Genomic DNA, 23,060 nt, shown 5'->3' on the forward strand with positions numbered 1-23,060 from the left:
CTCCTAACTTGCTTCGCGTGTGGTGCGGTGCTCAGCTGTGGTATTCGCCGCAGTCGACGGTGAGGGTCTGTCCGGTGACCGCGGAGGCGAGGTCGCTTGCCAGAAACAGGGTGGCGCGGGCGACTTCTTCGGGGTCGGCGAGTCGTTTGAGGTCGGTGGGGTCTGCTTTCTGCCGGTAGATGTCGTCGTGGGTGAGACCGGCTTGTGAGGCGAGCCAGTCGAAGTAGGCTTTGTTGATGTCCTCGTAGATGTAGGAGGGGGCGACACTGTTGACTCGGATGCCGCGCGGTCCCAGCTCGGTGGCCAGCGACGAAGCCAGGTGCGCCAGTGTGCCTTTGGACAGTTTGTAGCCCGAATACACCGGTTCGGAATCGAACTGTACGCACGAGTTGAGCATGATGATCGAGCCACGGGACGCGGCGAGGGCATCAGCGAACAGCGTCGAAAGCCTCAGTGGTGCAAATACGTTCGTTTCGTTGACGGTTCGCAGTGCGGCCAGGTCGATTTGGCTGATCGGGTTCATCGGGGGGATGGCGAAGGCATTGTTGATCAGGCAGTCGACGTGGTCGAACTCGGCGACCGTTCGCTCCACCAACGCCCGGCGCGCGTCCTCGTCGGTGATGTCGGCCGGCACGATCAGTGCTTTGCGGCCGTGTGAGGCCACCACCTCGGCCATCGCTTCCAGTCGCTGCTGGGTGCGGCTGACCAAGACCAGGTCCGCGCCCATCCGGGCGGCCTCCTCGACGAGCGCTCGACCGAGGCCGGGACCCACGCCCGACACGACGACGACTTTGTCTTGCAGCAGCGGCACCGGTCGATACGTATCGGCGGATGCGGTCACATGCGCGGCAGCGGGCACGGTTCCTCCTCGAACCCTTAGCAGTTACATTACGTAACGACTTAGGTGTGACACACTGTAACGACTGCTGCTCGTGATGACAAGGATAAGGACAATATTTCGTGAGCACTCGCCATCGCCTCGGCCCGCACCGCGATCCGGCGGTGGATCAGGCGGTGCTCGAGGCTGCCCGCAGCCTGCTCACCGAACGCGGCTACGCCGCGGCATCGATCGACGCGATCGCGACACGAGCGGGTGTCAGCCGGCCGGCGATCTACCGCCGCTGGCCCTCCAAAGCGCATCTGATCGCGCAAGCGGTGTTCCCCGACGTCGGCACCGACGACGTCGCCACCGACATCACCGCCGAGATGCCTTCGTGGCGGCACTTGTGCTGCAGTTGGTGGTGAAGGGTCGACGACGCAGTGGCGCGCCGGCGATATTCGACACCATGCACAACCGATGACGCCGCTCGGCAAGCCGAGTCCTGATCGGAATCCGAACTTCGGGCGTTCGGCGGGGGCGAGGTGCCGATAGCGGACGAGAACGGTCTTGGCGGTCAGCCGGAGGTGATGGATGCCGATGGTGTCGACGAGTGTCATGAGAACTCCACACTGGACTGTCGGGGCACGATCGCCGGGATCGGCGTCGCGCGGCTCACCCGTGCCCCTTCGCTGAGCGGTCGGGGAGTCGTGCCACGAACATCAAAGCGCTGTTCACGCGAATCCGAGTGTCGCAACGGACACATTTCCGATGGAGTGCATCTGGCCGCCGCGTGTACCGGCACGTTCTTCCTTGCCGAAGCGGGGGGTGCTCGACGGGCTACCGGCGACCACGAGTTGGTGGCTTGGTCCGGCTTTCCGGCGCCGATACCCGAGAATCGACGTCTACGAGGGCCGCACGCTGTGTCGCGGCAGACACGTCACCACCGCGGGCGCCGCGCTGTCACATCTGGATCTCGCGTTGTCGCTGATCGCGGCGCAGAGTCCGACGTTAGCCGAACTGGTCGCCCGATATCTCGTGGCCGGCGACCGGCGAACACAGATCGAGTTCGCTATACCCGAAGTGATCGCACGCGGCGATTCGCTGGTCGCCGCATTCGAACGCTGGGTGCGCGACCACATTGCCGAGCAGTTCCAGCTAGCCGACGCGGCGCGATTGCTCGGCGTCACGGTGCGCAGCCTGCAACGGGCCACCCAGGCCGAAATCGGGATGTCCCCGCGAGATTTCGTCAACGAGATCCGGCTCGAACGCGCCACCCACCTGCCGCGCACCACCTCGCTGACCATCGACACCGTGGCCGCAAAGGTCGGCTACCTCAATGCCGGCACGCTGCGCGACCTCTTCCGGCGACGCCGCGGACGAACCCTCGCCGAGGTACGCGCCTCCCCACTGTCTTGGGAGAGCGCGCCCGTTCGACAGTAGGGCCTCCCGGAGCGCGGTGCCCGAGGACCATGCCGCCGTCGCGGAGAACCTGAGCACCATCAACCGGACCTCTCACGTTCGGCAGGGTGTGCCCGTGAACGACGGGTCGAGTGCCTTCTGGACTACGTAGGCGACGGTGGGGGAATCCGGGAGGTTGCTGTGTGGGAAAGAGTCGGTGGGGCACAGGTCCTGGAGCCAGACGTTATCGACGGTGGCGCCGAAACCCGCTGTGAGAAAGGTGGTTTCCGGTGGGGTGACGACGCGGTCGAGATGGCTGGCGATGACCGTGTATTCGATGCCGGGGTCGGTGTCGCCCCCGGCATTGAGACTGCGCAGGAACTCGCTGTCGAAAAGTTGTTGCAGCGCCGCCGTTCCCAGCCAATTCGCGACGATGTCGACAGCAGGGGTCGCCGCGCTTCCGGTGGGCAGCAGGTAGCCGAGCCCGTCGGCAGTGGTGCCGTGATTGGTTGCCCCGATGGTGACCAGGTGGTCCACCTTATTGTTCGCCGGATCGCCGCGGTCCGCGCCGCCCTCGAAACGCAGATATTGCCGCACCATCGGCCCGCCCTGGGAATGGGCGACGATATCGACTCGCGGCGATCCGGTTGCCCCGCGCACCCTATCGACGAATGCCGCGAGCTCCTTGGCGGAGCCGTGAATGTCCGCGGTGCCGTAGACACCCGGTGCGGCGCCCCGGACGCTGGACAACGCTCGCCCATAGTTGAGCGAGAAGACGCAGTGCCCGCGCGCCTTCAGTTGCGGCGCGAGCACATCCCAGGAATTCTGATTGCCCCACGTGCCATGGACCAGGACGACAGGTTCCGGATGTGCCGCGGACGGTCTGCACGCCCAATCATTGGCCCCCGCGGGCGGCAGACTCCCGTCCCCATCGAAACCGTCGGCGGCCGCCGTCGCAGCGGCGCCCGTCAGCGCGCCGATGATCAACGCGGGCACGATGATTCCCGCCCCCAGTCGAACAAACCTTCGCGAACCGTGCGCAAACACAGCTACCGCTCCCTTCGCTCACAAATCGGGACCTGCAAACGGAAACGCGACCGGCTGGACAGCGGAAGACCTGCGTAGCTCCGCAATGGATTTACGCGTCGGACCGGCTTTATAGCCTGGTTAATAACATGACAGCGAATGCGGAGCAAATATGCTCGCCGAGAGAGCGCGATGAACTTCCCTTCGCACCTCCCGCCACTCGCCCCTGGCCGCGGCGGTCCGCGCCCGGATCTCGTCCCATGGTCCGGCCGTACCGTGAGGCGCTCGGCCGCGACCTCGCGGCCGTCGGCGAGAACGAGGACGGTGAACGTGCTGTCACCGAGCGGCACATCGACGAACAGGAACGTCGCGTCGCTTCTCGTGATCTGCTGCCGTTGGGCGGGCCTGTCGCCCGGCTGCACGATGTGCCCTCGAGCGCCTGCGCGGTGATCTGGCCTCGGCAGGTCTCCAGCATCTTTGCTCGACCGTCGTAGCGCAGGAGCGACCGCCGACCGCGTCCAGCGGACATCGGCGCATGCTGGAGGGGACATCGGACGACGACAGCGTTTGCGCTCTCCGCCCGCGGCGAGCAGCACGCGCCGACAGGAGTGCAGATGGCAACCGACGACTTCCACGAGGGCGACCCGCAGAACGTCGCGCACAAGTTGATCCGCTCCCACCTCGTATCAGGGGTGATGCGACCCGGCGAGGAGATCGCGCTGCGGATCGACCAGACATTGACCCAGGACGCCACCGGCACGCTGGTGATGCAGGAACTCGAAGCGCTCGGGCTCGACCGGGTCCGTACCGAGCTCAGCGCGCAATACGTCGATCACAACCTGCTGCAGACCGATGAGAAGAACGCGCAGGACCACGAGTTCCTGCTGTCCGCGTGCCGCCGGTACGGCTTGTGGTTCTCCAAGCCGGGCAACGGTGTCTCGCATCCCACGCACATGCAGCGTTTCGGTAAGCCCGGTGTGACCATGGTCGGCTCCGACTCGCACACGCCCGCGGGTGGCTCGCTTGGCATGCTCGCGATCGGCGTCGGTGGGCTCGACGTGGCGCTCGCGATCGCGGGACAGCCGCTCTACATCAGGATGCCGCGGATCTGGGGCGTCGAACTGACCGGCGAACTGCCGCAATGGTGTTCGGCGAAGGACGTAATCCTGGAAATGCTGCGCAGGCACGGCGTCAAGGGCGGCCTCGATCGGATCATCGAATACCACGGGCCCGGCGTGGCGACGTTGACGGCGATGGATCAGCACGTGATCGCGAACATGGGCGCTGAACTCGGCGCGACCACCACCGTGTTCCCCGCTGACGGTGCGGTGCTGGAGTTCCTACAGTCCGAGGACCGCGAAAACGACTACACAGAACTGCTCGCCGACGACGGAGCGAGCTATGACGTCCACGAACAGATCGACCTGTCGACCATCGAACCGCTGATCGCGAAACCGTCCTCCCCCGACAATGTTGTGACGGTCCGCGAGGTCGCCGGCGAGCCCGTCGCCCAGGTGGTCATCGGGTCGTCGGCCAACCCCGGGTTACGGGATTTCGCGATCGCCGCGGCGATGGTGACCGGACGCCAGACCCACAGTGCCGTCAGCTTCGACATCAACCCGTCGTCGCGGGAGATCTTCGAGGATCTGACCAGGATGGGCGCGACATTCGAGCTGATCCGAGCCGGGGCACGCATCCACCAGTCCGGCTGCATGGGTTGCATCGGGATGGGGCAGGCGCCCGCGGTGGGCCGCAATTCCCTGCGCACGATGCCTCGGAACTTCCCGGGCCGTTCCGGCACCAAGGAGGACTCGGTGTGGTTGTGTTCGCCGGAGACCGCTGCGGCCTCGGCGTTGACCGGGGTGATCACCGATCCTCGGGATCTCACCGAACAGCTCGACCTGGCCTATCCGACACTTGGCCTGCCCGCGCAGGCATCAGTGAACACCGCGATGCTGGTGCCGCCACTTCCCGAGCAGCAGGCCCGGCAGGTGCCCTTGGTCAAGGGGCCGAACATCTCCGCGCTGCCGGACTTCGATCCGCTGCCGGATGTCATCGAGGCCCCGGTGCTGCTCGCGGTCGGGGACAACATCTCCACCGACGATATTTCCCCCGCCGGGGCGCGGGCCTTGCCGTTGCGCTCGAACATCCTGAAGCTCGCCGAGTTCACCTTCACCCGCATCGACGCGACCTACCCCGCGAGAGCCGCCGAGATCGCCTCCAGCACTGGGCATTTCATCGTCGGCGGGGAGAACTACGGGCAGGGGTCATCGCGTGAGCACGCCGCGATCGCCCCGAGATACCTGGGTTTGCGGACGGTCATCGCCAAGTCGTTCGCACGGATTCACTGGCAGAACCTGGCGAACTTCGGCATCGTCGCCCTCGTATTCGACGACCCCGGCGACTACGACCGGATCGCCCAGGGCGATATCTTGCGCATCGACGGGCTCCGTGACGCGCTCCCGTCCGGGCACACCCTGACCGCCCGCAACCAGACCAAGGGCATCGAGATCACGTTGCGCCATCGACTTTCCGAACGCCAGGTCCGGGCGGTGCTTGCCGGTGGCGTGATCCCGATGCTCGCCAACTCGGCGTGATCGGACACTTCCGGCGCTCACTTGTCTTGCGGGTTCAGTAGCCGGACCCTGATGCGCTCCATCGGCACCTCGGTCGCCGCCGCCGTGGTCGGCGTGGTCCTGTCGCAGCTGAGCATCCAGTTCGGCGGCTACACCCTGCCTCCGGAAAACGGCTTCCGCATCGGCCTGTTGATCGGCTGAGGTGTCGCACTCGTCGCCGCGGCCATCACCGCGGCCAATCCGTACCGCCGGACCATCCCCGCCACGCAATCCCCCGATATGCGGTGAAAGTCGCGTCCAGGGCCTGACCCTTCGACCGGTCGACTGCTCAGCCGCATGGCGGCTGAGCAGGGCCGTGAGCTGAAGAAGATTGATGTCGTGCCGAATCCCGGCTCGTGTCGCCTAAGGCCGCGAGCCGGATTCGGCGCGTCCGCCGCATTCACCACCTTGCCACCGCAATGGCCGGCGTCCGCCCTGCAGCGAAATTTTCTGAGAGATAGCTGGAATCGCGATCCACGGATCGGATGGCGATGTGCGCGCGGATGACTCGCGGCCACACCGGGCGCCCTGTTTCCGAACCCGTTACCAGTCAACTGTTTTGACAGCTCTTGGGCTCATGATTAATGCATCTTGGCGTCGAGTTTAATTACTCTTGGTATTGATGGGGGCGCCACAGTGTGGGAATCGACACTTTTCCGGTATCGCCCGCCAAGACAAAAAGGGTTGTTGTGCTGAGGAGATCGATCTGATCAAGATCAAAAACGTTGCCGTGCTGGTCATATCGACCGACAAGATCAACAACGTTGACTCGCAATGAGGTTGCAGATGTGTATGCTATCGATCAATCACGACCCACTACGAGGTGGGATGGCTAGCGAGGGCGGTGTCAAGGTGGATGTCAATGCACTCCGAATGCGCCGCGCGGCTATCGTCGCAGTCGCTGTCGGGCTGCTGGCGCTGTTGACAACCGGGCCTTTCGATCGACTGCTGCTGGGTGTATTCATGTGTGTCGGACTCGGATTGGGCTGGGTTAATGCCCACCTCACTCGAGTAACCGTCAATCGGGTCGCCGATTCGGAGTCACCAAGGAAGCAAAGTCTGTTGCTCTCCTCCGCCGCCCGATTACTCGCCATAACAGCCGCCTCGATCGCGGTCGCTTTCCTGGCAAGACCCAGCGGTATCGGAATCTTCTTCGGCTTGGCGGTATTTCAAGTCATTCTGGTCCTCTGTACCGTCCTGCCCGAAGTGAAGGAGCTTCGCCAGCAGTCATGACGATCCAACTTGCCTCGATTACCCACCTGGCGCCAACTATCGTCACCTATGCCGACACGACTCAGGCCCCGGCCCAACCGAAAATCCAGGTCGGCGAACACGCGGTCGCGCATCTCTTCGGCATGACCTTCGACGTGGACACCATCGTATCGACGGCCGTTGCAGCGGCCATCGTGCTCGCGTTGGCCTTCTACCTGCGGGTCAAGCTGACCTCGGGCGTGCCGAACGGTGTGCAGCTGTTCTTCGAGACCGTGACCGTCCAGATGCGCAACCAGGTGGAAAGCGCCATCGGCATGAAAGTCGCGCCGTTCGCGCTGCCTTTGGCGGTTACATTGTTCACCTTCATCCTGCTGTCGAACTGGCTGTCCGTACTGCCGGTTCAGTACGGACAGGGCGAATTCATCGCACCGCCGGCTTCGGACATCAACTTCGTCTACGCGCTCGCACTGTTGGTGTTCATCTTTTACCAGTCAGCCGGCATAGTGCGGCGCGGTCCTTTCGGGCACGTCAAGCAGTTGCTCAAGGGGCACACCGGTTGGGGCCCAATGGTGTTCATCAACATCATCGAGGAAGTCGCCAAACCGCTTTCGCTGTCGCTGCGATTGTTCGGAAACATGTTCGCCGGCGGCGTGATGATCTCGGTGATCACGTTGTTCCCATTCTGGATCAGTTGGGGGCCGAATGCCGTGTGGAAGCTGTTCGACCTGTTCGTCGGACTCATCCAGGCATTCATTTTCTCGCTGCTGACCGTCCTCTACTTCAGCCAGTCGATGTCGCTGGAGAGCGAAACCCATTGATCGGCAACGCCGATCGTGCAATACAAGCGATTCAAGAGAACAGGAACTAACAATGGCAGACCCCACAACGGCGGCCATCATCCAGGGCGCGCTCATCGGCGGCGGCATCATCATGGCAGGTGGCGCCATCGGCGCGGGCATCGGTGACGGACTCGCGGGCGCCGCGCTGATCAACGGCGTTGCCAGGCAGCCGGAGGCCGAAGGCCGGTTGCGCGGCAACTTCTTCCTGACCGTCGGTCTGGTCGAGGCCGCGTACTTCATCAACCTAGCGTTCATGGCGCTCTTCGTATTCGCCACTCCCGGTAAATAATCCAGCATGTCTCCGCGAACGGACGTGGTTGCCCAGGGTAATTTCCTCATACCCAACGGCACATTCTTCGCCGAGTTGCTGATCTTCCTGATCGTGCTCGGGGTCATGTGGTTGTTCGTCGTTCCGCCGATCCGCAAGGTGCTGGCGCAACGCGAGTCGCGAGTCGCCAAGACCGCGGTGGACACCAAAGAGTCGAAAGACCTGTTCGCCGAGGCCGAATCCCGGTATCGGGCGGCACTCGCGGAAGCACGCAGTGAAGTGGCCGAGATCAGGAACCAGGCACGAGCCGAGGGCCGGGCCATTCTCGAGCAGCTGCGAAGTGAAGCGCAGGAGGAGGCCGACAGGATCGTTGCGGAGTCCGCGACGGAACTGCGGGCTCAGGCGGATCAGGTCGCCGCAGAGCTGCGCGAGGCTGCCGAGCCGCTCGCTCAGACATTCGCCGATCGAGTGCTCGGCGTCGACGATCGGCATGCCGGGTCAAGCGCCGGCAATCACGCAGGACGGGCGTAGTCATGAACCTCGAGAGCGGCATCCTCGCCGAAGTGGCCAACGACACGGGCATCTACCACATCACCTTTGATTGGCCGGTCTTCTTCAGCCAGCTGTTCGGGTTCGCTTGCATCGTGTTCGTCATCGTCAAATGGGTTACGCCGCCGATCAAGCGGATGATGACCAAGGCGCAGGACACCATTCAAAAACAGATCGAGCAGAGCGAGCAGGCAGCGACCCGACTGGCCGAGGCCAAACAGGCCTACGACAGCGCACTCGCACAGGCGCAGGCCGAGCTGGCGCAACTGCGCGAGGACGCGCACGCCGACGCCGAGCGGATCGTCGCGCGAATGCGCGAAGCCGCCGACGCCGAGGTCGCACGGGTGCGTAAGCATGGCCGTGACCAGATCGCGCAGATGCGCACGCAGCTGATCCGCGACCTGAAGGTCGATCTGTCCGCCACTGTGCTGGCGCGCACCGAGGACAAGGTGCGCTACCAGCTCAGTTCGACATACGTCGTGACGGGCAGCATCGACAAGTTCCTGGAAGACCTCGAAGCAATGGCGAACGCTTCGCCGCCGGTTCGACGGCGAGCGCAGCCTTGGACCTTGTGATCGGTCGTCCGGACTTCCGACGTTGCTGAGTCTTAGCTAGCCGATGCCGGTATTCCCCACTGCCAACGCTGCGCCTCCGGCGATTCCGGCCGCGGCGGCGCTACCGGTGGCGAGCAGGGTGAGCAGAGCAATCATGAGGTCGACCTCCTGGACGAACAATGTTTGACATACGAAACGTACTGCTGCCCATTGGCCTCCACAATCGTCGAGCCAAGACTCCCTGCGGTTTCCCAGAGCGTTGCCAGTTGATTCTCAGTCGAGACCTCGGAGATTCGTAGCCCGGCGAGAGCCGTTCGGCGGGCACGCGTCTGTACATTGATCATCCGTTTGGTTGACACATGCAACCGCACGGCTCACAATCGGCAATGCATCATCGACTTGGGCGCGAAGCTGTACGAGGACCACCGCACCGCCGACGGCCTCGGCTGGGTCACCCTCTTCGATCCTGAGAGAAACGAATTCTGCATCGAGCAAATCCGAGCGGGCCGCCATCAACTCCAACGATGCTGATAGATGAGGTCCAACGGGCTCCGGAAGGGTTTTGATGGCTGTGTCCGCACGTGAACTGCTCGACCAGATCCAGGCGGAGCTTGCGCCGCATGACGACGACAATCGCCTTGTTCCGCTGATCTCGGCGGGCCGGGCGCCGCGGGCGGTGTTCGCCGCGATCGCGGCGGAGGAACAGCGGATTACGCGTAGTGATTGGCGGAGTTTTCATGCGTTGGCGGCGCGGTCGGACGAGCCGCACGCGCGCGCGTTCTTCGGCGGGCTGGCGCCGGGTGAGCAGCAGGCGCTCGGGATGTTGGACGCGCTGGTCGCGGTGGCGGGGGCCGATCAGGGCACGGAACTGCCTCGGCCGGGCTGTCAGGCCTATCCGGCATACGTCGCATGGCTGGCGCTGAATGGCGAATCGTCCGAGGTGGCCGCGGGGATCTTCGCGAACTTCGCGGCGTTCGGTCGTTACTGCAAGGCCGTCGCCGCGGGGATGCGCGAGCATTACGGCTTCGCCGACGATGCCTGCGCGTTCTTCGACTTCTTCGCCGCCGACGTGCCCCAGATCGAACAGCAGGCCCTCGCCGCCATCCAAGCAGGGCTCGACGCCGGACGGCTGGATCCTGGTGAGGCTCGGCTGTTCGCCCGGCTGTTCCAAAGCTATGAGCTGATGTTCTGGAACACCCTGGCCGAGGAGTTTCCGGGCTGAACTATCCCAGCGCGCCGCGGCGACCCAGCGCACCGCGCCCCAACGCTCGGCAACGCGAGCGTCGATATCCTGACGCTGCGGTATCCCGACAGTCATATGACGGCACATCCACGCGCACGTCGGCAGCTGCGCGCCGGATCTGTCCGTGGGTCAGTAGGGGTTGGACTGGTGCGAGCGCGGTGAAATAAGTTCTCCGGACAGGCTTTTGGGGAAACTAACTGCGTTCGGGTTGCCGTCGGAGGTGTAGCGCTGGTCGGGGTGGGCAGCGAGCCAGGTGAGCCAGTAGGTCGAGTCGAAGTCGACTTCGCCCCTGCCGGATCGGATTCGTGGGACCGCGGACGGTTCGATCTTGGCGAATGGGGAGGGGGCGGGCTCGGCGCCGACCAGCATTGCGGCGTCGAACTTGTAAGTTGTGCCGTCCCAGCTGCCTTCGGTGGCCAGGATGTGGTCGGCCGGGAAGATGCCCAGCGGCAACGCCATCGTGTGTACATGGTGGCCTGACGCCAGCGACTCGATGGCGCGGAGGTTCTCCACCAGTTCACGCTGTACTCCGGTGCTGTCCAGCCTCGCGAGGTTGGCGTGATTCGCGGTGTGGGCGCCGATTTCGTATCCGTGTGCGGCCAGCCATGACAGGGCCCGCCGATCGTTGCCGAACGGTTCGTTGTTCACGTAGAAGGTGGCGGTGGGTTTGAAGTCCGGGTTCCGAGTTCCGAAGTCCTCGAGAATCCCGATCACGCTGTCGGGCACTACTTTTCCGTCGTCGGTGAAGCGGAGCTGACTCATGGTGGAGTCGTCGAAAGTGAGCACCACCGGATGGGTGCCCGCGGGGAGGTCGATGTGGCCGGAAATGTAGTCGGCCGCGGTCACCGGCCGGTAGCCCTCACCGTGCAGTCGCTCGAGTTCGCCGCGGAACTTCTCTGGCGTCTGGTCGTACTCGCTCGCCGGTGACGACGAGAGCTGGTGGTACATCAGAACCGGCACGAGCCCGAGCTCGTTCGCTCCGATCGCGGCCGGATCCGCTGCGGGGCTGGTGATCTCCGGCAACGGGGTGTCGCTGACGCGGACCGGTCCTTCCGATGCTCCGCAGGCAGCCACGACCGCGAACACCAAGGCCGACAAGAGAACACGACAGCCGATCGTCCTATTGCTCGCCACCGAACCAAGGTTACGCAGCGCCAACGATTTCATTGCGGAATCTGGGCAGGATCGGCAAAATCGGCGGCCCGAAGGTAGATAGTAGACGCAGGCTATGAACGAAAGTTGGTGCACGCGTTGCTGAAACGGATACAAACTACCGGCCGTCCACGCTTGGTGGCGGTAGTTGTTGTCGCGGTTCTGTCGATTCTCGTCGCTTCCGTGCTCATCGGCGCCCACCGGGCACAACCCGGCGGGTTGACGGTGGCCGGATTCCCGGAGCGCCCTGTCGGCGCGGCGGCGCTAGCCGCGATGGAGTTGCGTGTCGACGCACGCGGACACGATCCGAACGCGTTGAAACTCGAGCTCGACGGCAAGCCGGTTACGGGCACGCTCGAGAGTGATGCCGTCGTCTACCGGCCCGGGCGCCTGCCCGACGGCGAACACCGGTTCACCGCCGAGATACCGTCCGGCGGCGCGCTCGGCTTCCTGCGAACGGGCCCCGGGGTGTCCAGAACCTTCACCGTGGATACCGAGCCGCCGACGTTGGAGTTGGCGCAGCCCGAGAAGGTGGCGTCCTATCGGCAGCCGGTCACATTGCGCGGCAAGGCAACTGGAGCCGTCGGTGTGTCGATCGGCGCGCAGTCGGTGCCGACCGCCGCGGACGGTTCGTTCGAGATCACGTTGCCACGCGCTGCGGTCGGCGGCGAGGTGACCGCAGTGGACGCGGCGGGCAATACGACGACCAGGCCGATCACCACGGCCGTCGAGGTACCGCGGATCAGGGCGGTGCATGTCACCGCGTACGCGTGGATGCACGACGGTCTGCGCGAAGGCGTGCTGGAGATGGCGCGCGAGGGCCGCATCAACACCGTCCAACTCGATATCAAGGACGAGGACGGCATGGTCGGCTACGACTCGCAGGTGCCGCTCGCCCAGCAGTCGGGCGCCGCCGCCGGAATCTACGACGCCCGCGCCGCAGTGCGGCAACTGCACGACATGAATCTGCGGGTGGTCGGCCGGATCGTGGCGTTCCGTGATCCGACGCTGGCGGGCTGGGCCTGGCGCGAGGGCCATCCGGACTGGGTCATTCAGAACCCGTCCGGCCAGCCGTATGCCAGCGGCTACGGCGCGATCGCGTTCACCAACTTCGCGAATCCCGAAATCCGCAGGTACAACATCGATCTCGCGGCCGAAGCGGCCGGGCTCGGCTTCGACGGCATCATGTACGACTACATCCGGCGACCGGACGGCGCCCTATCCCAGATGCGGTTCCCCGGATTGGTCGACAGCCCGAGCGTTTCGATCGCAGAGTTCCTACGCGAGAGCCGAGACCCGGTGCGAGACAAGGGCGCCTATCTCGGCGCCGCGGTGTTCGGTATCGCCTCGACCCGGCCGGACGAGATCGCGCAGGACATTCCGCTGATGGCCAGCCAGGTCGACTATGTGTCGCCGATGCTCTATCCCTCACACTGGCATTCGGGCGAGTACGGCGTCGCGAATCCGAATGCCCAGCCCTACGACATCGTGTACCGCTCGCTGGCGGACTTCCGCAAACAGACCGAACGCACCGGGACCAAGGTCATCCCGTGGTTGCAGGACTTCAGCCTGGGCGTGAACTACGGTGACGCCGAGGTCAAGGCCCAGATCGACGCCGCAGCGGACGCGGGCGACGACAGCTTCTTCCTCTGGAATGCCGCGGTGCGCTACCACTCCGGAGCGGTCGTCCCGAACTGATACGGCGCTGTTGTCCGAACCACGACCCCGTCACCGGCTACCGCCGAGCCTGGACGGGGCTGTTCACCGCCACCGCGCTCGAACGCGGAACTGGACTGGACAAGGCGCCCGCGCACCGTCTGCGCGGATGATCGATCGGCGATTCGGATCGCCCTGTCACGACTCGACTGCCCGTCGGCGCGGGAGCGGGAACTGGGCCGGACGCAGCCGAATCCGCTGCGACGGTGTTCGAGGCGGCGGCAGGTGCAGCAGCGTCGACATCACCGGAGCCGAGGTCTCGGTGCAGACCGGCCAAGACCACGCCCGCGCCGACCAGTACACCGATGTAGGCAATGACGTAGATGTTCAACAAGATCGGGGCGATCGTCCAGGTCGGCGGGAACATGAACAGCCCGACGACCACGTAGTTTTCGCTCCACTGGTAGGTCCATGCGCCGATCGACAGGAACAGCGCTGCCGCACCGAACCACCATCGCGGTTGGGACTGCGCCTTGTGCACCAGGTAGACCAGCAGCGGGACGAACCACACCCAGTGGTGACCCCAGGAGTACGGCGATATCGCACAGGCGGTGAGACCGGCCAGCGTGACCGCCAGCAGACGTTCACCCCGCCGGTGCAGACCAACGGTGATGGCCAGGCTCACCACCGCGACGGTGCCCGCGATGAGCACCCACAGCCACAGCGGTGCAGGCTTGCCCATCAGGTGCGCGATGGCGCCGCGGATGGATTGGTTGGCCGGGTGCGTGTCCAGGGCGATCCGATTGGACTGGAAGAACGTAGAAGTCCAGTACTGCCGGGAATCGGCGGGCAGCACGATCCAGCTGAGGCCGATGGACGCCGCGAATACCACCCATGCGATCACGGCCGAGCGCCATTGCCGTAGCGCGACGAATTGCACCACGAAGTAGATCGGGACGAGTTTGACGCCCGCGGCCAGCCCGACGCCGATCCCGCGCAGCCTGCTTCGGTCGCTTCGGGAGAAGTCCCACAGCACCAGCAGCATCAGCATGAGGTTGATCTGCCCGTAGTACAGCGTGGTGCGGACGGGCTCGATAAAGGCGCAGGTGATCGCCAGCAGGGCACTGATGAGCGCCAGTCGGCCGGTGAGCCGGTACCCGAGTATGCGCCAGGACAACAGGACACAGGCGAAGAGCACGCCCAAGTTCAACACCAGCCAGGTGTCGGTGACGCACTCCCAGCGCAGGATCGTGAGCGGGATGAACACGATGGTGGAGAACGGCGTGTAGGTATAGAGCAACCCGAACACGCTCGGCTCGGTGTAGAGCCGGCGGTCGTGCAGGATGCGCGAGGCACCGTCGCGGTAGACATGCACATCCAGCCCACCGACCAGAATGCCTGCCTTGTCGAGCCAGGGATCGACGGTGCTGAAAACCAGGATCAACGCCAGTAAGGCGCTCCCTGCGAGTACGAAAAGCGCTGGGCCCGTGCGTGGAAACGCCAGCGGCCGCGAATTCAGCACAGATGCACTACGAGGTCATCACCGTGATCTCGGCATACGAAGTGTGTTCGACGGTCGGTTGGGGGTGGTAATGCCTCATTGTTGATCGATCCATCCGTTCTATCCCACGCATTTTGCATCTTGCCGCACAGCGCTCGCCGAGCGATTAGCGTACCTAAGCACATCAAGTCGATCATGCCCCGAACTCTTGGGTCATCGAAGCTCCGTCGAGCTCTGCGAATCTACGGGCGATGCCCGCGCGACTGCTGAGACCGAGCTTGCGGAGGATAGGGCTCAGATGGTCTTCGCGCGCTGGACTTCGTGCGCGAGTCGGAGAAGCTGGGCCTGGACATCTGCTGGGTCGCCGAGGCGTGGGGCTCGGACGCACCGTCGGTACTTGGCTATCTGGCGGCACGTACCGACCTAATCCTGTTGGGTTCCGGCATCATTCAACTCGGCACCCGAAATGGTTTTGGCCACAACCCTTATCGGCACCGAACCCATGGTCCGCGACCGCCTCCGCCTCTGGCGCGACGCGGGCATCGACACCGTCCGGCTATACCCTGCGGGCGAACCCCTGGAAGATCGCCTCAACACCCTCGGCCGCGCACTCGAGCTCGTCGCCGAGGTCGGCTGATCGCCACGACTCGGACACCACGACCATCGGCTCGTTCGCATACTCGGGCCGTCATCGCCAGCGGCCTCGGCGATATCTCCTACCCGGCCACCGGACAGAGCAGCCGAATCGCCTGCAACGCCACGTAAAGCTAGGCGGCCTGTCACCCGGTAGGCACCTGCCGAATGGGCACCGACGAAGCCAGCGTGGTGATCGGCGAGGCCGGATTTTCTACTAGAGTGCCCGATAGCGTTCCAGTAAACGCACGTGCTGCGGTTCCAGCTCCCCGATCGCGCTGACACCGAGCAACTTCATTGTGCGCACCACCTGGGTGCGCAAGATATCGATGGCGCGGTCCACGCCGGGCTCGCCCCCTGCCATGAGCCCGTATAGATACGCGCGGCCGATGAGGGTGAAGCGGGCGCCGAGGGCTAGGGCGGCGACTATGTCGGCGCCGTGCATGATGCCGGTGTCGAGGTGGATTTCGAGGTCGGTGCCGACTTCGCGCGCTACTGAGGGCAGTAGATGTAGGGGGACGGGGGCTCGGTCTAGTTGGCGGCCGCCGTGGTTCGACAGGACGATGCCGTCGATGCCGAGGGCGGCTAGACGTTTTGCGTCGTCGACGGTTTGTACGCCTTTGACCAGGATTCGGCCGGGCCAGTTTTGGCGGATGAAGGTCAGGTCGTCGAAGCCGACGGTCGGGTCGAACATGGCGTCGAGGAGTTCGGCCACCGTTCCGGACCAGCGGTCGAGGGATGCGAACGCCAGCGGTTCGGTGGTCAGGAAGTCCCACCACCACCATGGTTTGCGGAGGGCGTCGAGGGCGCCGGTGAGGGTGATCGAGGGGGGCACTGTCATGCCGTTGCGAGCGTCGCGCAGGCGGGCGCCCGCGACGGGGACGTCGACGGTGACGACGAGGGTGTCGAATCCGGCCTGTGCGGCGCGTTCGACGAGGGCGAGGGATCGGTCGCGGTCGGTCCACATGTAGAGCTGAAACCAGTTGCGGGCATTGGGGCCGGTGGCTGCGGCGACATCTTCGATGGCGGTGGTGCCCATGGTGGAGAGGGTGAACGGAATGCCCGCGCGTTCGGCCGCGCGGGCTCCGGCCAACTCCCCTGCAGTGTGCATCATCCTGGTGAATCCGGTGGGCGCGATGCCGAATGGCAGTTGGACCGTCTTGCCGAGGACTGTCGTTGTGGTGTCAGCCGAGGCGACATCGCGCAGGATCGCGGGCCGGAACTCTATGTCGGAGAACGCTTCTCGCGCGCGCTTCAGGCTGATCTCGGCATCTGCCGCGCCGTCGGTGTAGTCGAACGCGACCTTGGGGGTGCGTTTGCGGGCGATCTCGCGTAGATCCCAAATCGTCTGGGCGCGCTCAAGTTTGCGCTTCTTACCACCGAACGGTCGCTCGAACTTGACCAGCGGTGCGAGTTCGCGCGGGCGCGGCATTCTGCGGACGGTCATCGGGCGTCCTCCGCAGGCAACGGTCGCTCGAATTCGGCAAGCGACGCGAACTCACGCGGCAGTGGCATCGTGCGGACGGTCATCGTGCACCCTCTTTCTGCAACGGTCGCCCGCACTCGGCGAGCGACGCGAACTCTAGCGGCATCCGGCGCGCGGTCATCGCGTGTGTTCCGCGGGAGGAGCCGGGCGCAAACGCAGGGAATGCATACCGGCGTCGACCTCCAGCATCGTCCCTGTCGTGGAACCCGCGCCGGGGCCCGCCAAATACCCGACCGCAGCAGCCACTTCCGCAGCCGCGACCAGCCGTCCGTGCGGCTGACGCGCTTGCAGCGCGGCTAATTCCGCGTCGGGATCGGGACTCGCCGCCAGCAGCCGCTGCACCCACGGGGTGTCTACGGTTCCCGGGTTCACACAGTTTACCCGGATACCCTCCCGCAGATGGTCGGCAGCCATCGCACGGGTGAGCCCGAGAATCGCCCCCTTACTCGCGCTGTAGATGGCGCGGTCGGGCAGACCGGTGGTGGCCGCGATCGAGCAGATATTCACGATCGCGGCGGCCGGTGACTGCCGCAGCTGCGGCAGGGCAGCGCGCGAAACACGCACGGTCCCCAGCACATTCACCTCGAACACCCGCCGCCATTCGTCGTCAGTGTGGTCCTCGATGGTGCCCTGGGCGCCGATACCTGCGCAGTTGACGACGATGTCGATCTGGCCGAGCCCGGCGACCACCGCCTCGATCGCCTCACGCACCGACTCGTCATCGGATACATCGCAGTACAGCCCCAGGCCCGCCCCCGGTGGGTCGCCGGGAGCGAGGTCGAGAATCGCCACCCGTGCGCCGGCGGCGTTGAATACCTCGGTGACGGCCTTCCCTATACCGGACGCGCCCCCGGTGACGACCGCAACCAGCCCGTCGAGCGGTGCCTGCGACGACATACCGATCCACCTTCCGCCTCGGCTCAGGGATCAGCGATTGCCCCGAACAGCTCCGATGTTTAACGGTGGCGAAGATAGCACCGATTCCACCGTCATGATCGCTATATGTACTGAATGAACGAAATCCACGAATTCGAAAACACCCATTGCGCGCGCAGACATCCGATGTATAGTCGTGACCCAGATCACTATCCGAAAGAGGATCGCCCATGCCGCACATCACGGCGCTGGACACTCTCGATGTCCGGTTTCCGACGTCGCGAGAGCTGGACGGCTCGGATGCGATGAACCCCGATCCCGACTACTCGGCGGCGTATGTGATCCTGCGGACCGACGACCCGACCGGACACGAAGGGCACGGATTCGCATTCACGATCGGGCGCGGGAACGAGGTGCAGCAGGTCGCCATCCAGTCGCTCGAGCACCTCGTCGTCGGTAAGCCGGTGGCCGAGATCGTCGGTGACCTCGGCGGATTCGCGCGTTGCCTCACTGCGGATTCGCAGCTGCGCTGGCTGGGCCCGGAGAAGGGCGTCATCCACATGGCGGCGGGTGCGGTGATCAATGCCGCCTGGGATCTCGCCGCGAAGCTGGCCGGAAAACCGGTGTGGCAGTTGGTCGCCGAGATGTCCCCGGAGGCGATCGTCGAGTTGCTCGACTTCCGCTATCTGACCGACGCTCTCAAACCCGCTGAGGCACTGGACATTCTGCGCCGAGCCGAGCCCGGCCGACGGCAGCGCATCGAACACCTGCTCGAGGCCGGTTACCCCGCGTACACGACCTCCCCCGGCTGGCTCGGCTACTCCGACGATAAACTCGCGCGACTGGCGCGGCAGGCGGTGGCCGACGGATTCGGCACCATCAAAATCAAGGTCGGCCGAAACGTGGAAGAAGACGTGCGGCGGGTCAAGGTCGCGCGCGAAGCCGTCGGCCCCGACATCGGACTGGCCGTCGACGCCAATCAGCGGTGGGACGTCGACGAAGCGGTGGACTGGATTTCCCGGCTGGCACCGGCGAATCCGGCCTGGGTCGAGGAGCCGACCAGCCCGGACGACATCCTCGGGCACGCCGAAATCCGCCGCCGCGTCACACCGGTGCGGATCTCCACCGGCGAGCACGGACAGAACCGGATCCTGTTCAAACAACTGCTCCAGGCAGGCGCCGTCGATATCCTGCAGATCGACGCGGCCAGGGTCGGCGGCGTCAACGAGAATCTCGCGATCCTGTTGCTGGCGGCCAAGTTCGGCGTACCGGTAGTCCCGCACGCGGGTGGCGTCGGACTCTGCGAACTGGTGCAGCATCTGGCGATGATCGACTACCTCGCCATCTCCGGAACCATGCAGGACCGCGCCATCGAGTTCGTCGATCACCTGCACGAACACTTCCGCCATCCGGTGCAGGTGCGCGACGGACGCTATCGCACACCGCGCGAGCCCGGCTTCAGCGCCGAGATGCTGCCCGCTTCCCTACGCGACTACCGCTACCCGACCGGAACCGCATGGCGAACGGACCCGCCGGATTACAGCACAACGAATTCCACACCGGCAGTGGACCTCTCGACAAAGGAGCACGAGAACTCATGAAAACCGCCAAGATCATCGGCGCGGCCATCGGCGTCACCGTGGTCGTCGCCTCGGGCGTCGCCTGTTCCCGGGAGTCGACCGGCACCAGCAGTACCGGTCCAGCCGTCACCGTCGGCAGCGGCGCCGAGAACGGCGTCCTCGTCGGTGCGGATCAGCCGCGATCGGACTCCGACTTCTGGAGCGCCTACGCCGGTTACCTCGGCCCCAAGGCCACCGCGGCCGGGGTAAAGCTGGAGAACACCTCCTCCGACAACGACGCCAACCGGCTCAAGTCGAATGTCGACACACTGCTATCCAAGAACATCAAGGCACTCATCATGGCGCCGCAGGACACGGCCGCGGTGAAGCCCGCCATCGCCGCCGCGACCGCGAAGAACGTGCCCGTGGTGAGCGTCGACACCCGCCCCGACAGCGGCGGGGTATACATGGTCGTGCGTGCCGACAACCGCGCCTACGGCACCAACTCCTGCGTGTATCTCGGCGAAACCCTCAAGGGCGCAGGCAAAGTCGTCGAGTTCCAAGGTGATCTGAGTTCGATCAACGGGCGCGACCGCTCCGAGGCGTTCGCCGACTGCATGAAGACCAGGTATCCGGGCATCAAGGTGATCGAGATCCCCACCGAATGGAAGGGCGATCGCGCCGTCTCGGGCCTGCAGGACAAGCTGCTCACCGATCCCGATATCAACGGCATCTACATGCAAGCAGGCGGTGTGTTCCTGCAACCGACGCTGGCGCTGCTGAAGCGCAGCGGCAAGCTGGTGAAAGCCGGTGAGCCCGGGCACATCACGATCGTGTCGAACGACGGCATCAAGGCCGAGCTGGACAGCATCCAGGCGGGCGAGATCGATGCGACCATCTCCCAGCCCGCCGACCTGTATGCGCAGTACGCGGCGGTCTACGCGAAGGCGGCGGCGGACGGCCGCAAGTTCGCCCCTGGACCCACCGACCACGGCTCCACCATCATCGACACCGGCATCGGCGGCATGCTGGAGGACCAACTGCCTGCTCCCGTCGTCACCCGGGCGGGCGGCAAGGTGGGCGATCTGGACACGGTTTCGCCGACCGCGCCCGGCCTGTGGGGTCACGGCGGCTGATGACGACCGACGCAACAGTGCCGACCGGTGAACCGATCGCGGAAGCGATCGGCGTCTCGAAGCGATTCGGTCGCAACGTCGTTGCCCTCGACGGTGTCGGCCTGCGGGTGACCGCGGGCCGCACCCACGCCCTGGTCGGCCGCAACGGCGCCGGGAAGTCGACCCTGGTGTCGATTCTGACCGGACTCGCAACTCCGGATGAGGGGGAGGTGCGATTCAACGGTCTCCCGGCGCCGTCGCCGGCCGACCGGGACGCGTGGCGATCCCGGGTGGCGTGCGTGTACCAGAAGTCGACGATCATCCCGGATCTGTCGGTGGCGGAGAATCTGTTCGTCAACCGCCAGGGTTTCGGTGGCCGAATCATCAACTGGCGCACGGTGCGATCTCGCGCACGCGAGCTGCTCGACACCTGGTCGGTGCCGGTCGATGTCGACACCGTCGCCCGTGATCTGTCGGTGGAGCATCGCCAACTCGTGGAGATCGCGCGCTCGCTATCGCACGGGGCACGGTTCATCATCCTGGACGAACCGACCGCGCAACTCGACGGACCCGCCATCAAGCGGTTGTTCACCAGGATCGGAGATCTCCAGGCTCAGGGCGTCACCTTCCTGTTCATCTCCCACCACCTCGACGAGACCTACGAAATCTGCCGGGACGTCACCGTTTTCCGGGATGCCAGGCATGTGGTGACCGCGCCGGTCGCCGAACTCGGGAAGAAGGACCTCATCGCCGCGATGACCGGTGACGAGGTCGAGCTCGAGAAGCCCGCCGAACGACGCTCCCCGGACACCTCTGCCGAACCGACGCTGCGGGTCGAAGGACTCACGCGAGCAGGCGAATTCGCCGAGGTGGCGTTCGGCATTCAACCGGGTGAAATCGTTGGGCTCGCAGGCGGTGGCAGCAGCGGCCGGATCGAGGTCGCGGAGTCCATCGTCGGATTACGCAAGGCCGCATCGGGTTCCATTCTCATAGCTGGAGTTCCGTTGCGCCGCAACGGAGTGCGGGCCGCGCTGGAGGCAGGTATCGGATTCGTACCGCGCGACCGGCACGAGGAAGGCTTGATCCCCGAGATGAGCGTCGCCGACAACGCGACACTCACCGTGCCACACCGGCTGGGACGTCTCGGCCTGCTATCGCGTCGAATGCGCAACAGCGTGGCGGACAAGGCCATCGATGATCTCGGCATCAAGACCGAAAGCCCTGAACAGAGCGTCGCGGAGCTATCGGGCGGTAACCAGCAGAAGGTCGTATTCGCCCGCGCGCTGGCCACCGACCCTACCGTGCTGGTGCTGATCACCCCCACCGCTGGCGTCGATGTCCGGTCGAAGGACACGCTGCGCGCTGTCGTGCGCGATGCCGCCGACCAGGGCACCGCCGTGCTGGTGGTGTCGGACGAGCTCGACGATCTGCGCGACTGCGATCGCGTCCTGGTTATGGTGCAGGGCCGGATCACTCAGACATACGACAAGGGCTGGGGCGACAAGGAACTCGTCGCCGCAATGGAAGGACTGTCATGACCCGGATCGCCACCGAGCCCGCGACCCGCGACGCGACCCGGCGGTCGCTGCCCACTGTGCGCTGGGGTGCGCTGCGGGATTTCCTGCTCGTACCGCCGATCCTGCTGGTGCTGGTGGTCGGCTATTTCATCAACACCAATTTCGTCTCCGCGACCAACCTCACCAATGTGCTGACCTCGATGAGCGGGATCTCCCTGATCGTGCTTGCCGAGGTGCTGGTGCTGGTGGTCGGGCGGATGGACCTGTCGCTGGAATCCACGTTCGGACTCGCCCCCGGTGTCGCGATCTGGGCGACCATGGGCACCGCCAAAGTGGGCGCCTTCACCTGGACTTCGCCGTGGATGGCCATTCCGATCGCGCTGTTCGTCGGGCTCTCCGTCGGCGCGCTGAACGGCGTGCTGATCGTCCGGTTCGGGCTCAACGGGTTCATCGTGACCCTGGCCATGCTGATCGCCCTGCGCGGACTGCTCACCTTCCTCACCGCGGGCTTCACGCTCACCAAGATTCCGGCGCCGGTCGAATGGCTGGGGAACACCAGGGTGCTTGGCGTGCCGGTCGACGTGGCGATCTGCCTGGCTTTGTTCATCCTCGGCTATCTCGTGCTCACCTACACAACCGCCGGGCGCGCGCTCTACGCGGTGGGCGGCAACGAGGCGGCCGCGCGCGCCGCCGGGATTCGCACCGACAATGTTGTCATCGCCGTGCTGGTGGCCGCCGGTGGGCTCGCCGCGATCGGCGGGCTGATCTACTCGGGACAGTTCGCCAGCGTGCAGGTGAGCCAGGGCGACGGGATGATCTTCCAGGTCTTCGCCGCCTGCGTCATCGGCGGTGTCGCTCTGAACGGCGGGCGCGGTTCGGTGCTCGGCGCCTTCTTCGGCGTCCTGATCCTCACCCTCATCCAGAAACTGCTGTCCTACGGCGGCGTCAGCGCGGACTCGCTGAAGTTCATCAACGGTGCGCTGATCCTCGTCGCCCTCGTCATCACCCGCATTGCCAGCGGCCGCAGGCAGGAGTGACCGC

At 65.1% G+C, this 23,060-nt stretch carries 22 protein-coding genes and 2 pseudogenes; 18 read left to right on the plus strand and 6 right to left on the minus strand.

Features of this window, described 5'->3' with window-relative positions:
• Positions 1 to 31 precede the first annotated feature (31 nt).
• Positions 32 to 859, minus strand: a complete 828-nt coding sequence (locus tag ACV7NQ_RS08695) for an SDR family oxidoreductase (protein ID WP_463359148.1) — start codon at positions 857 to 859, stop codon at positions 32 to 34.
• Between the two features lie 101 nt (positions 860 to 960).
• On the opposite strand from ACV7NQ_RS08695, the gene ACV7NQ_RS08700 reads away from it, so the two are divergent.
• Positions 961 to 1,245 (plus strand): helix-turn-helix domain-containing protein, encoded by a 285-nt coding sequence (locus tag ACV7NQ_RS08700; protein ID WP_463359149.1) that lies wholly within the window; start codon positions 961 to 963, stop codon positions 1,243 to 1,245.
• 385 nt (positions 1,246 to 1,630) lie between these two features.
• Complete coding sequence (locus tag ACV7NQ_RS08705; protein WP_463359150.1) at positions 1,631 to 2,260, plus strand: helix-turn-helix domain-containing protein; 630 nt, start codon at positions 1,631 to 1,633, stop codon at positions 2,258 to 2,260.
• A gap of 72 nt (positions 2,261 to 2,332) precedes the next feature.
• Here ACV7NQ_RS08705 and ACV7NQ_RS08710 read toward each other — a convergent pair whose 3' ends face one another.
• Positions 2,333 to 3,214 (minus strand): esterase/lipase family protein, encoded by an 882-nt coding sequence (locus tag ACV7NQ_RS08710; RefSeq protein ID WP_463359151.1) that lies wholly within the window; start codon positions 3,212 to 3,214, stop codon positions 2,333 to 2,335.
• A gap of 290 nt (positions 3,215 to 3,504) precedes the next feature.
• Between ACV7NQ_RS08710 and ACV7NQ_RS08715 the strand changes: the two genes are divergently transcribed.
• The 9 genes and pseudogenes from ACV7NQ_RS08715 (at position 3,505) to ACV7NQ_RS08755 (ending at position 10,503) form a co-directional block, all read left to right on the plus strand.
• On the plus strand, positions 3,505 to 3,738 hold the full coding sequence (locus ACV7NQ_RS08715; RefSeq protein WP_463359152.1) for a hypothetical protein: 234 nt from the start codon (positions 3,505 to 3,507) through the stop codon (positions 3,736 to 3,738).
• A gap of 120 nt (positions 3,739 to 3,858) precedes the next feature.
• The gene (locus ACV7NQ_RS08720; RefSeq protein ID WP_463359153.1) at positions 3,859 to 5,841 is read left to right on the plus strand and encodes an aconitate hydratase; all 1,983 of its coding nucleotides are present in this window, start codon (positions 3,859 to 3,861) and stop codon (positions 5,839 to 5,841) included.
• 36 nt (positions 5,842 to 5,877) lie between these two features.
• Positions 5,878 to 6,108, plus strand: a pseudogene (locus ACV7NQ_RS08725) (MFS transporter); the annotation flags it as partial.
• 525 nt (positions 6,109 to 6,633) lie between these two features.
• On the plus strand, positions 6,634 to 7,092 hold the full coding sequence (locus tag ACV7NQ_RS08730; RefSeq protein ID WP_463359154.1) for a hypothetical protein: 459 nt from the start codon (positions 6,634 to 6,636) through the stop codon (positions 7,090 to 7,092).
• Between the two features lie 122 nt (positions 7,093 to 7,214).
• Positions 7,215 to 7,889, plus strand: coding sequence for a F0F1 ATP synthase subunit A (gene atpB, locus ACV7NQ_RS08735; protein ID WP_463365589.1), 675 nt, complete (start codon positions 7,215 to 7,217; stop codon positions 7,887 to 7,889).
• A gap of 52 nt (positions 7,890 to 7,941) precedes the next feature.
• Entirely contained in the window at positions 7,942 to 8,199 is a 258-nt protein-coding gene (locus tag ACV7NQ_RS08740; protein WP_463359155.1) for a F0F1 ATP synthase subunit C, read from the plus strand.
• 6 nt (positions 8,200 to 8,205) lie between these two features.
• Positions 8,206 to 8,709, plus strand: coding sequence for a F0F1 ATP synthase subunit B (locus tag ACV7NQ_RS08745; protein WP_463359156.1), 504 nt, complete (start codon positions 8,206 to 8,208; stop codon positions 8,707 to 8,709).
• 2 nt (positions 8,710 to 8,711) lie between these two features.
• On the plus strand, positions 8,712 to 9,302 hold the full coding sequence (locus ACV7NQ_RS08750) for a F0F1 ATP synthase subunit B family protein (RefSeq protein ID WP_463359157.1): 591 nt from the start codon (positions 8,712 to 8,714) through the stop codon (positions 9,300 to 9,302).
• A 544-nt stretch (positions 9,303 to 9,846) separates the two neighbouring features.
• Positions 9,847 to 10,503, plus strand: coding sequence for a hypothetical protein (locus ACV7NQ_RS08755; protein ID WP_463359158.1), 657 nt, complete (start codon positions 9,847 to 9,849; stop codon positions 10,501 to 10,503).
• A 150-nt stretch (positions 10,504 to 10,653) separates the two neighbouring features.
• Here ACV7NQ_RS08755 and ACV7NQ_RS08760 read toward each other — a convergent pair whose 3' ends face one another.
• On the minus strand, positions 10,654 to 11,622 hold the full coding sequence (locus tag ACV7NQ_RS08760; protein WP_463359159.1) for a polysaccharide deacetylase family protein: 969 nt from the start codon (positions 11,620 to 11,622) through the stop codon (positions 10,654 to 10,656).
• A 144-nt stretch (positions 11,623 to 11,766) separates the two neighbouring features.
• Here ACV7NQ_RS08760 and ACV7NQ_RS08765 point away from each other — a divergent pair, with 144 nt between their 5' ends.
• On the plus strand, positions 11,767 to 13,374 hold the full coding sequence (locus ACV7NQ_RS08765) for a putative glycoside hydrolase (RefSeq protein ID WP_463359160.1): 1,608 nt from the start codon (positions 11,767 to 11,769) through the stop codon (positions 13,372 to 13,374).
• A 37-nt stretch (positions 13,375 to 13,411) separates the two neighbouring features.
• Here the strand turns inward: ACV7NQ_RS08765 and ACV7NQ_RS08770 are convergent, their stop codons facing one another.
• A complete protein-coding gene (locus ACV7NQ_RS08770) occupies positions 13,412 to 14,854 on the minus strand; it encodes a glycosyltransferase 87 family protein (protein WP_463359161.1) in 1,443 nt (480 codons plus the stop codon).
• Between the two features lie 291 nt (positions 14,855 to 15,145).
• On the opposite strand from ACV7NQ_RS08770, the pseudogene ACV7NQ_RS08775 reads away from it, so the two are divergent.
• Both ACV7NQ_RS08775 and ACV7NQ_RS08780 read left to right on the plus strand, forming a co-directional pair.
• Positions 15,146 to 15,301, plus strand: a pseudogene (locus ACV7NQ_RS08775) (LLM class flavin-dependent oxidoreductase); the annotation flags it as partial.
• Positions 15,300 to 15,470 (plus strand): hypothetical protein, encoded by a 171-nt coding sequence (locus ACV7NQ_RS08780; protein ID WP_463359162.1) that lies wholly within the window; start codon positions 15,300 to 15,302, stop codon positions 15,468 to 15,470. The pseudogene ACV7NQ_RS08775 and the gene ACV7NQ_RS08780, both read left to right, overlap by 2 nt.
• Positions 15,471 to 15,683: 213 nt before the next feature.
• On the opposite strand, the gene ACV7NQ_RS08785 is transcribed toward ACV7NQ_RS08780, so the two are convergent.
• On the minus strand, positions 15,684 to 16,913 hold the full coding sequence (locus ACV7NQ_RS08785) for an alpha-hydroxy acid oxidase (protein WP_463359163.1): 1,230 nt from the start codon (positions 16,911 to 16,913) through the stop codon (positions 15,684 to 15,686).
• Positions 16,914 to 17,069: 156 nt separating this feature from the next.
• Entirely contained in the window at positions 17,070 to 17,849 is a 780-nt protein-coding gene (locus ACV7NQ_RS08790; protein WP_463359164.1) for an SDR family NAD(P)-dependent oxidoreductase, read from the minus strand.
• 209 nt (positions 17,850 to 18,058) lie between these two features.
• On the opposite strand from ACV7NQ_RS08790, the gene ACV7NQ_RS08795 reads away from it, so the two are divergent.
• From ACV7NQ_RS08795 to ACV7NQ_RS08810, 4 genes are read left to right on the plus strand one after another with little or no spacing between them, the layout of a single operon-like run.
• A complete protein-coding gene (locus ACV7NQ_RS08795) occupies positions 18,059 to 19,429 on the plus strand; it encodes an L-fuconate dehydratase (protein WP_463359165.1) in 1,371 nt (456 codons plus the stop codon).
• The gene (locus ACV7NQ_RS08800; protein WP_463359166.1) at positions 19,426 to 20,523 is read left to right on the plus strand and encodes a sugar ABC transporter substrate-binding protein; all 1,098 of its coding nucleotides are present in this window, start codon (positions 19,426 to 19,428) and stop codon (positions 20,521 to 20,523) included. Before ACV7NQ_RS08795 ends, ACV7NQ_RS08800 begins: the two co-directional genes overlap by 4 nt.
• Positions 20,523 to 22,040 (plus strand): sugar ABC transporter ATP-binding protein, encoded by a 1,518-nt coding sequence (locus tag ACV7NQ_RS08805; RefSeq protein WP_463359167.1) that lies wholly within the window; start codon positions 20,523 to 20,525, stop codon positions 22,038 to 22,040. The genes ACV7NQ_RS08800 and ACV7NQ_RS08805 overlap by 1 nt, the downstream gene beginning before the upstream one ends.
• A complete protein-coding gene (locus ACV7NQ_RS08810; RefSeq protein WP_463359168.1) occupies positions 22,037 to 23,056 on the plus strand; it encodes an ABC transporter permease in 1,020 nt (339 codons plus the stop codon). Before ACV7NQ_RS08805 ends, ACV7NQ_RS08810 begins: the two co-directional genes overlap by 4 nt.
• Positions 23,057 to 23,060 lie beyond the last annotated feature (4 nt).

The sequence above is a fragment of the Nocardia sp. Tas62D01 genome (genome assembly GCF_055232035.1).

Excerpts from the sequence above, each read along its gene's own strand:
- ACV7NQ_RS08720 (WP_463359153.1), top strand. The coding sequence starts at position 3,859 with ATGGCAACCGACGACTTCCACGAGGGCGACCCGCAGAACGTCGCGCAC.
- ACV7NQ_RS08810 (WP_463359168.1), top strand. The coding sequence starts at position 22,037 with ATGACCCGGATCGCCACCGAGCCCGCGACCCGCGACGCGACCCGGCGG.
- ACV7NQ_RS08800 (WP_463359166.1), top strand. The coding sequence starts at position 19,426 with ATGAAAACCGCCAAGATCATCGGCGCGGCCATCGGCGTCACCGTGGTC.
- ACV7NQ_RS08805 (WP_463359167.1), top strand. The coding sequence starts at position 20,523 with ATGACGACCGACGCAACAGTGCCGACCGGTGAACCGATCGCGGAAGCG.
- atpB (WP_463365589.1), top strand. The coding sequence starts at position 7,215 with ATGACCTTCGACGTGGACACCATCGTATCGACGGCCGTTGCAGCGGCC.
- ACV7NQ_RS08795 (WP_463359165.1), top strand. The coding sequence starts at position 18,059 with ATGCCGCACATCACGGCGCTGGACACTCTCGATGTCCGGTTTCCGACG.
- ACV7NQ_RS08780 (WP_463359162.1), top strand. The coding sequence starts at position 15,300 with ATGGTTTTGGCCACAACCCTTATCGGCACCGAACCCATGGTCCGCGAC.
- ACV7NQ_RS08715 (WP_463359152.1), top strand. The coding sequence starts at position 3,505 with ATGGTCCGGCCGTACCGTGAGGCGCTCGGCCGCGACCTCGCGGCCGTC.
- ACV7NQ_RS08790 (WP_463359164.1), bottom strand. The coding sequence starts at position 17,849 with ATGTCGTCGCAGGCACCGCTCGACGGGCTGGTTGCGGTCGTCACCGGG.
- ACV7NQ_RS08745 (WP_463359156.1), top strand. The coding sequence starts at position 8,206 with ATGTCTCCGCGAACGGACGTGGTTGCCCAGGGTAATTTCCTCATACCC.
- ACV7NQ_RS08755 (WP_463359158.1), top strand. The coding sequence starts at position 9,847 with ATGGCTGTGTCCGCACGTGAACTGCTCGACCAGATCCAGGCGGAGCTT.
- ACV7NQ_RS08730 (WP_463359154.1), top strand. The coding sequence starts at position 6,634 with ATGAGGTTGCAGATGTGTATGCTATCGATCAATCACGACCCACTACGA.
- ACV7NQ_RS08750 (WP_463359157.1), top strand. The coding sequence starts at position 8,712 with ATGAACCTCGAGAGCGGCATCCTCGCCGAAGTGGCCAACGACACGGGC.
- ACV7NQ_RS08785 (WP_463359163.1), bottom strand. The coding sequence starts at position 16,913 with ATGACCGTCCGCAGAATGCCGCGCCCGCGCGAACTCGCACCGCTGGTC.
- ACV7NQ_RS08740 (WP_463359155.1), top strand. The coding sequence starts at position 7,942 with ATGGCAGACCCCACAACGGCGGCCATCATCCAGGGCGCGCTCATCGGC.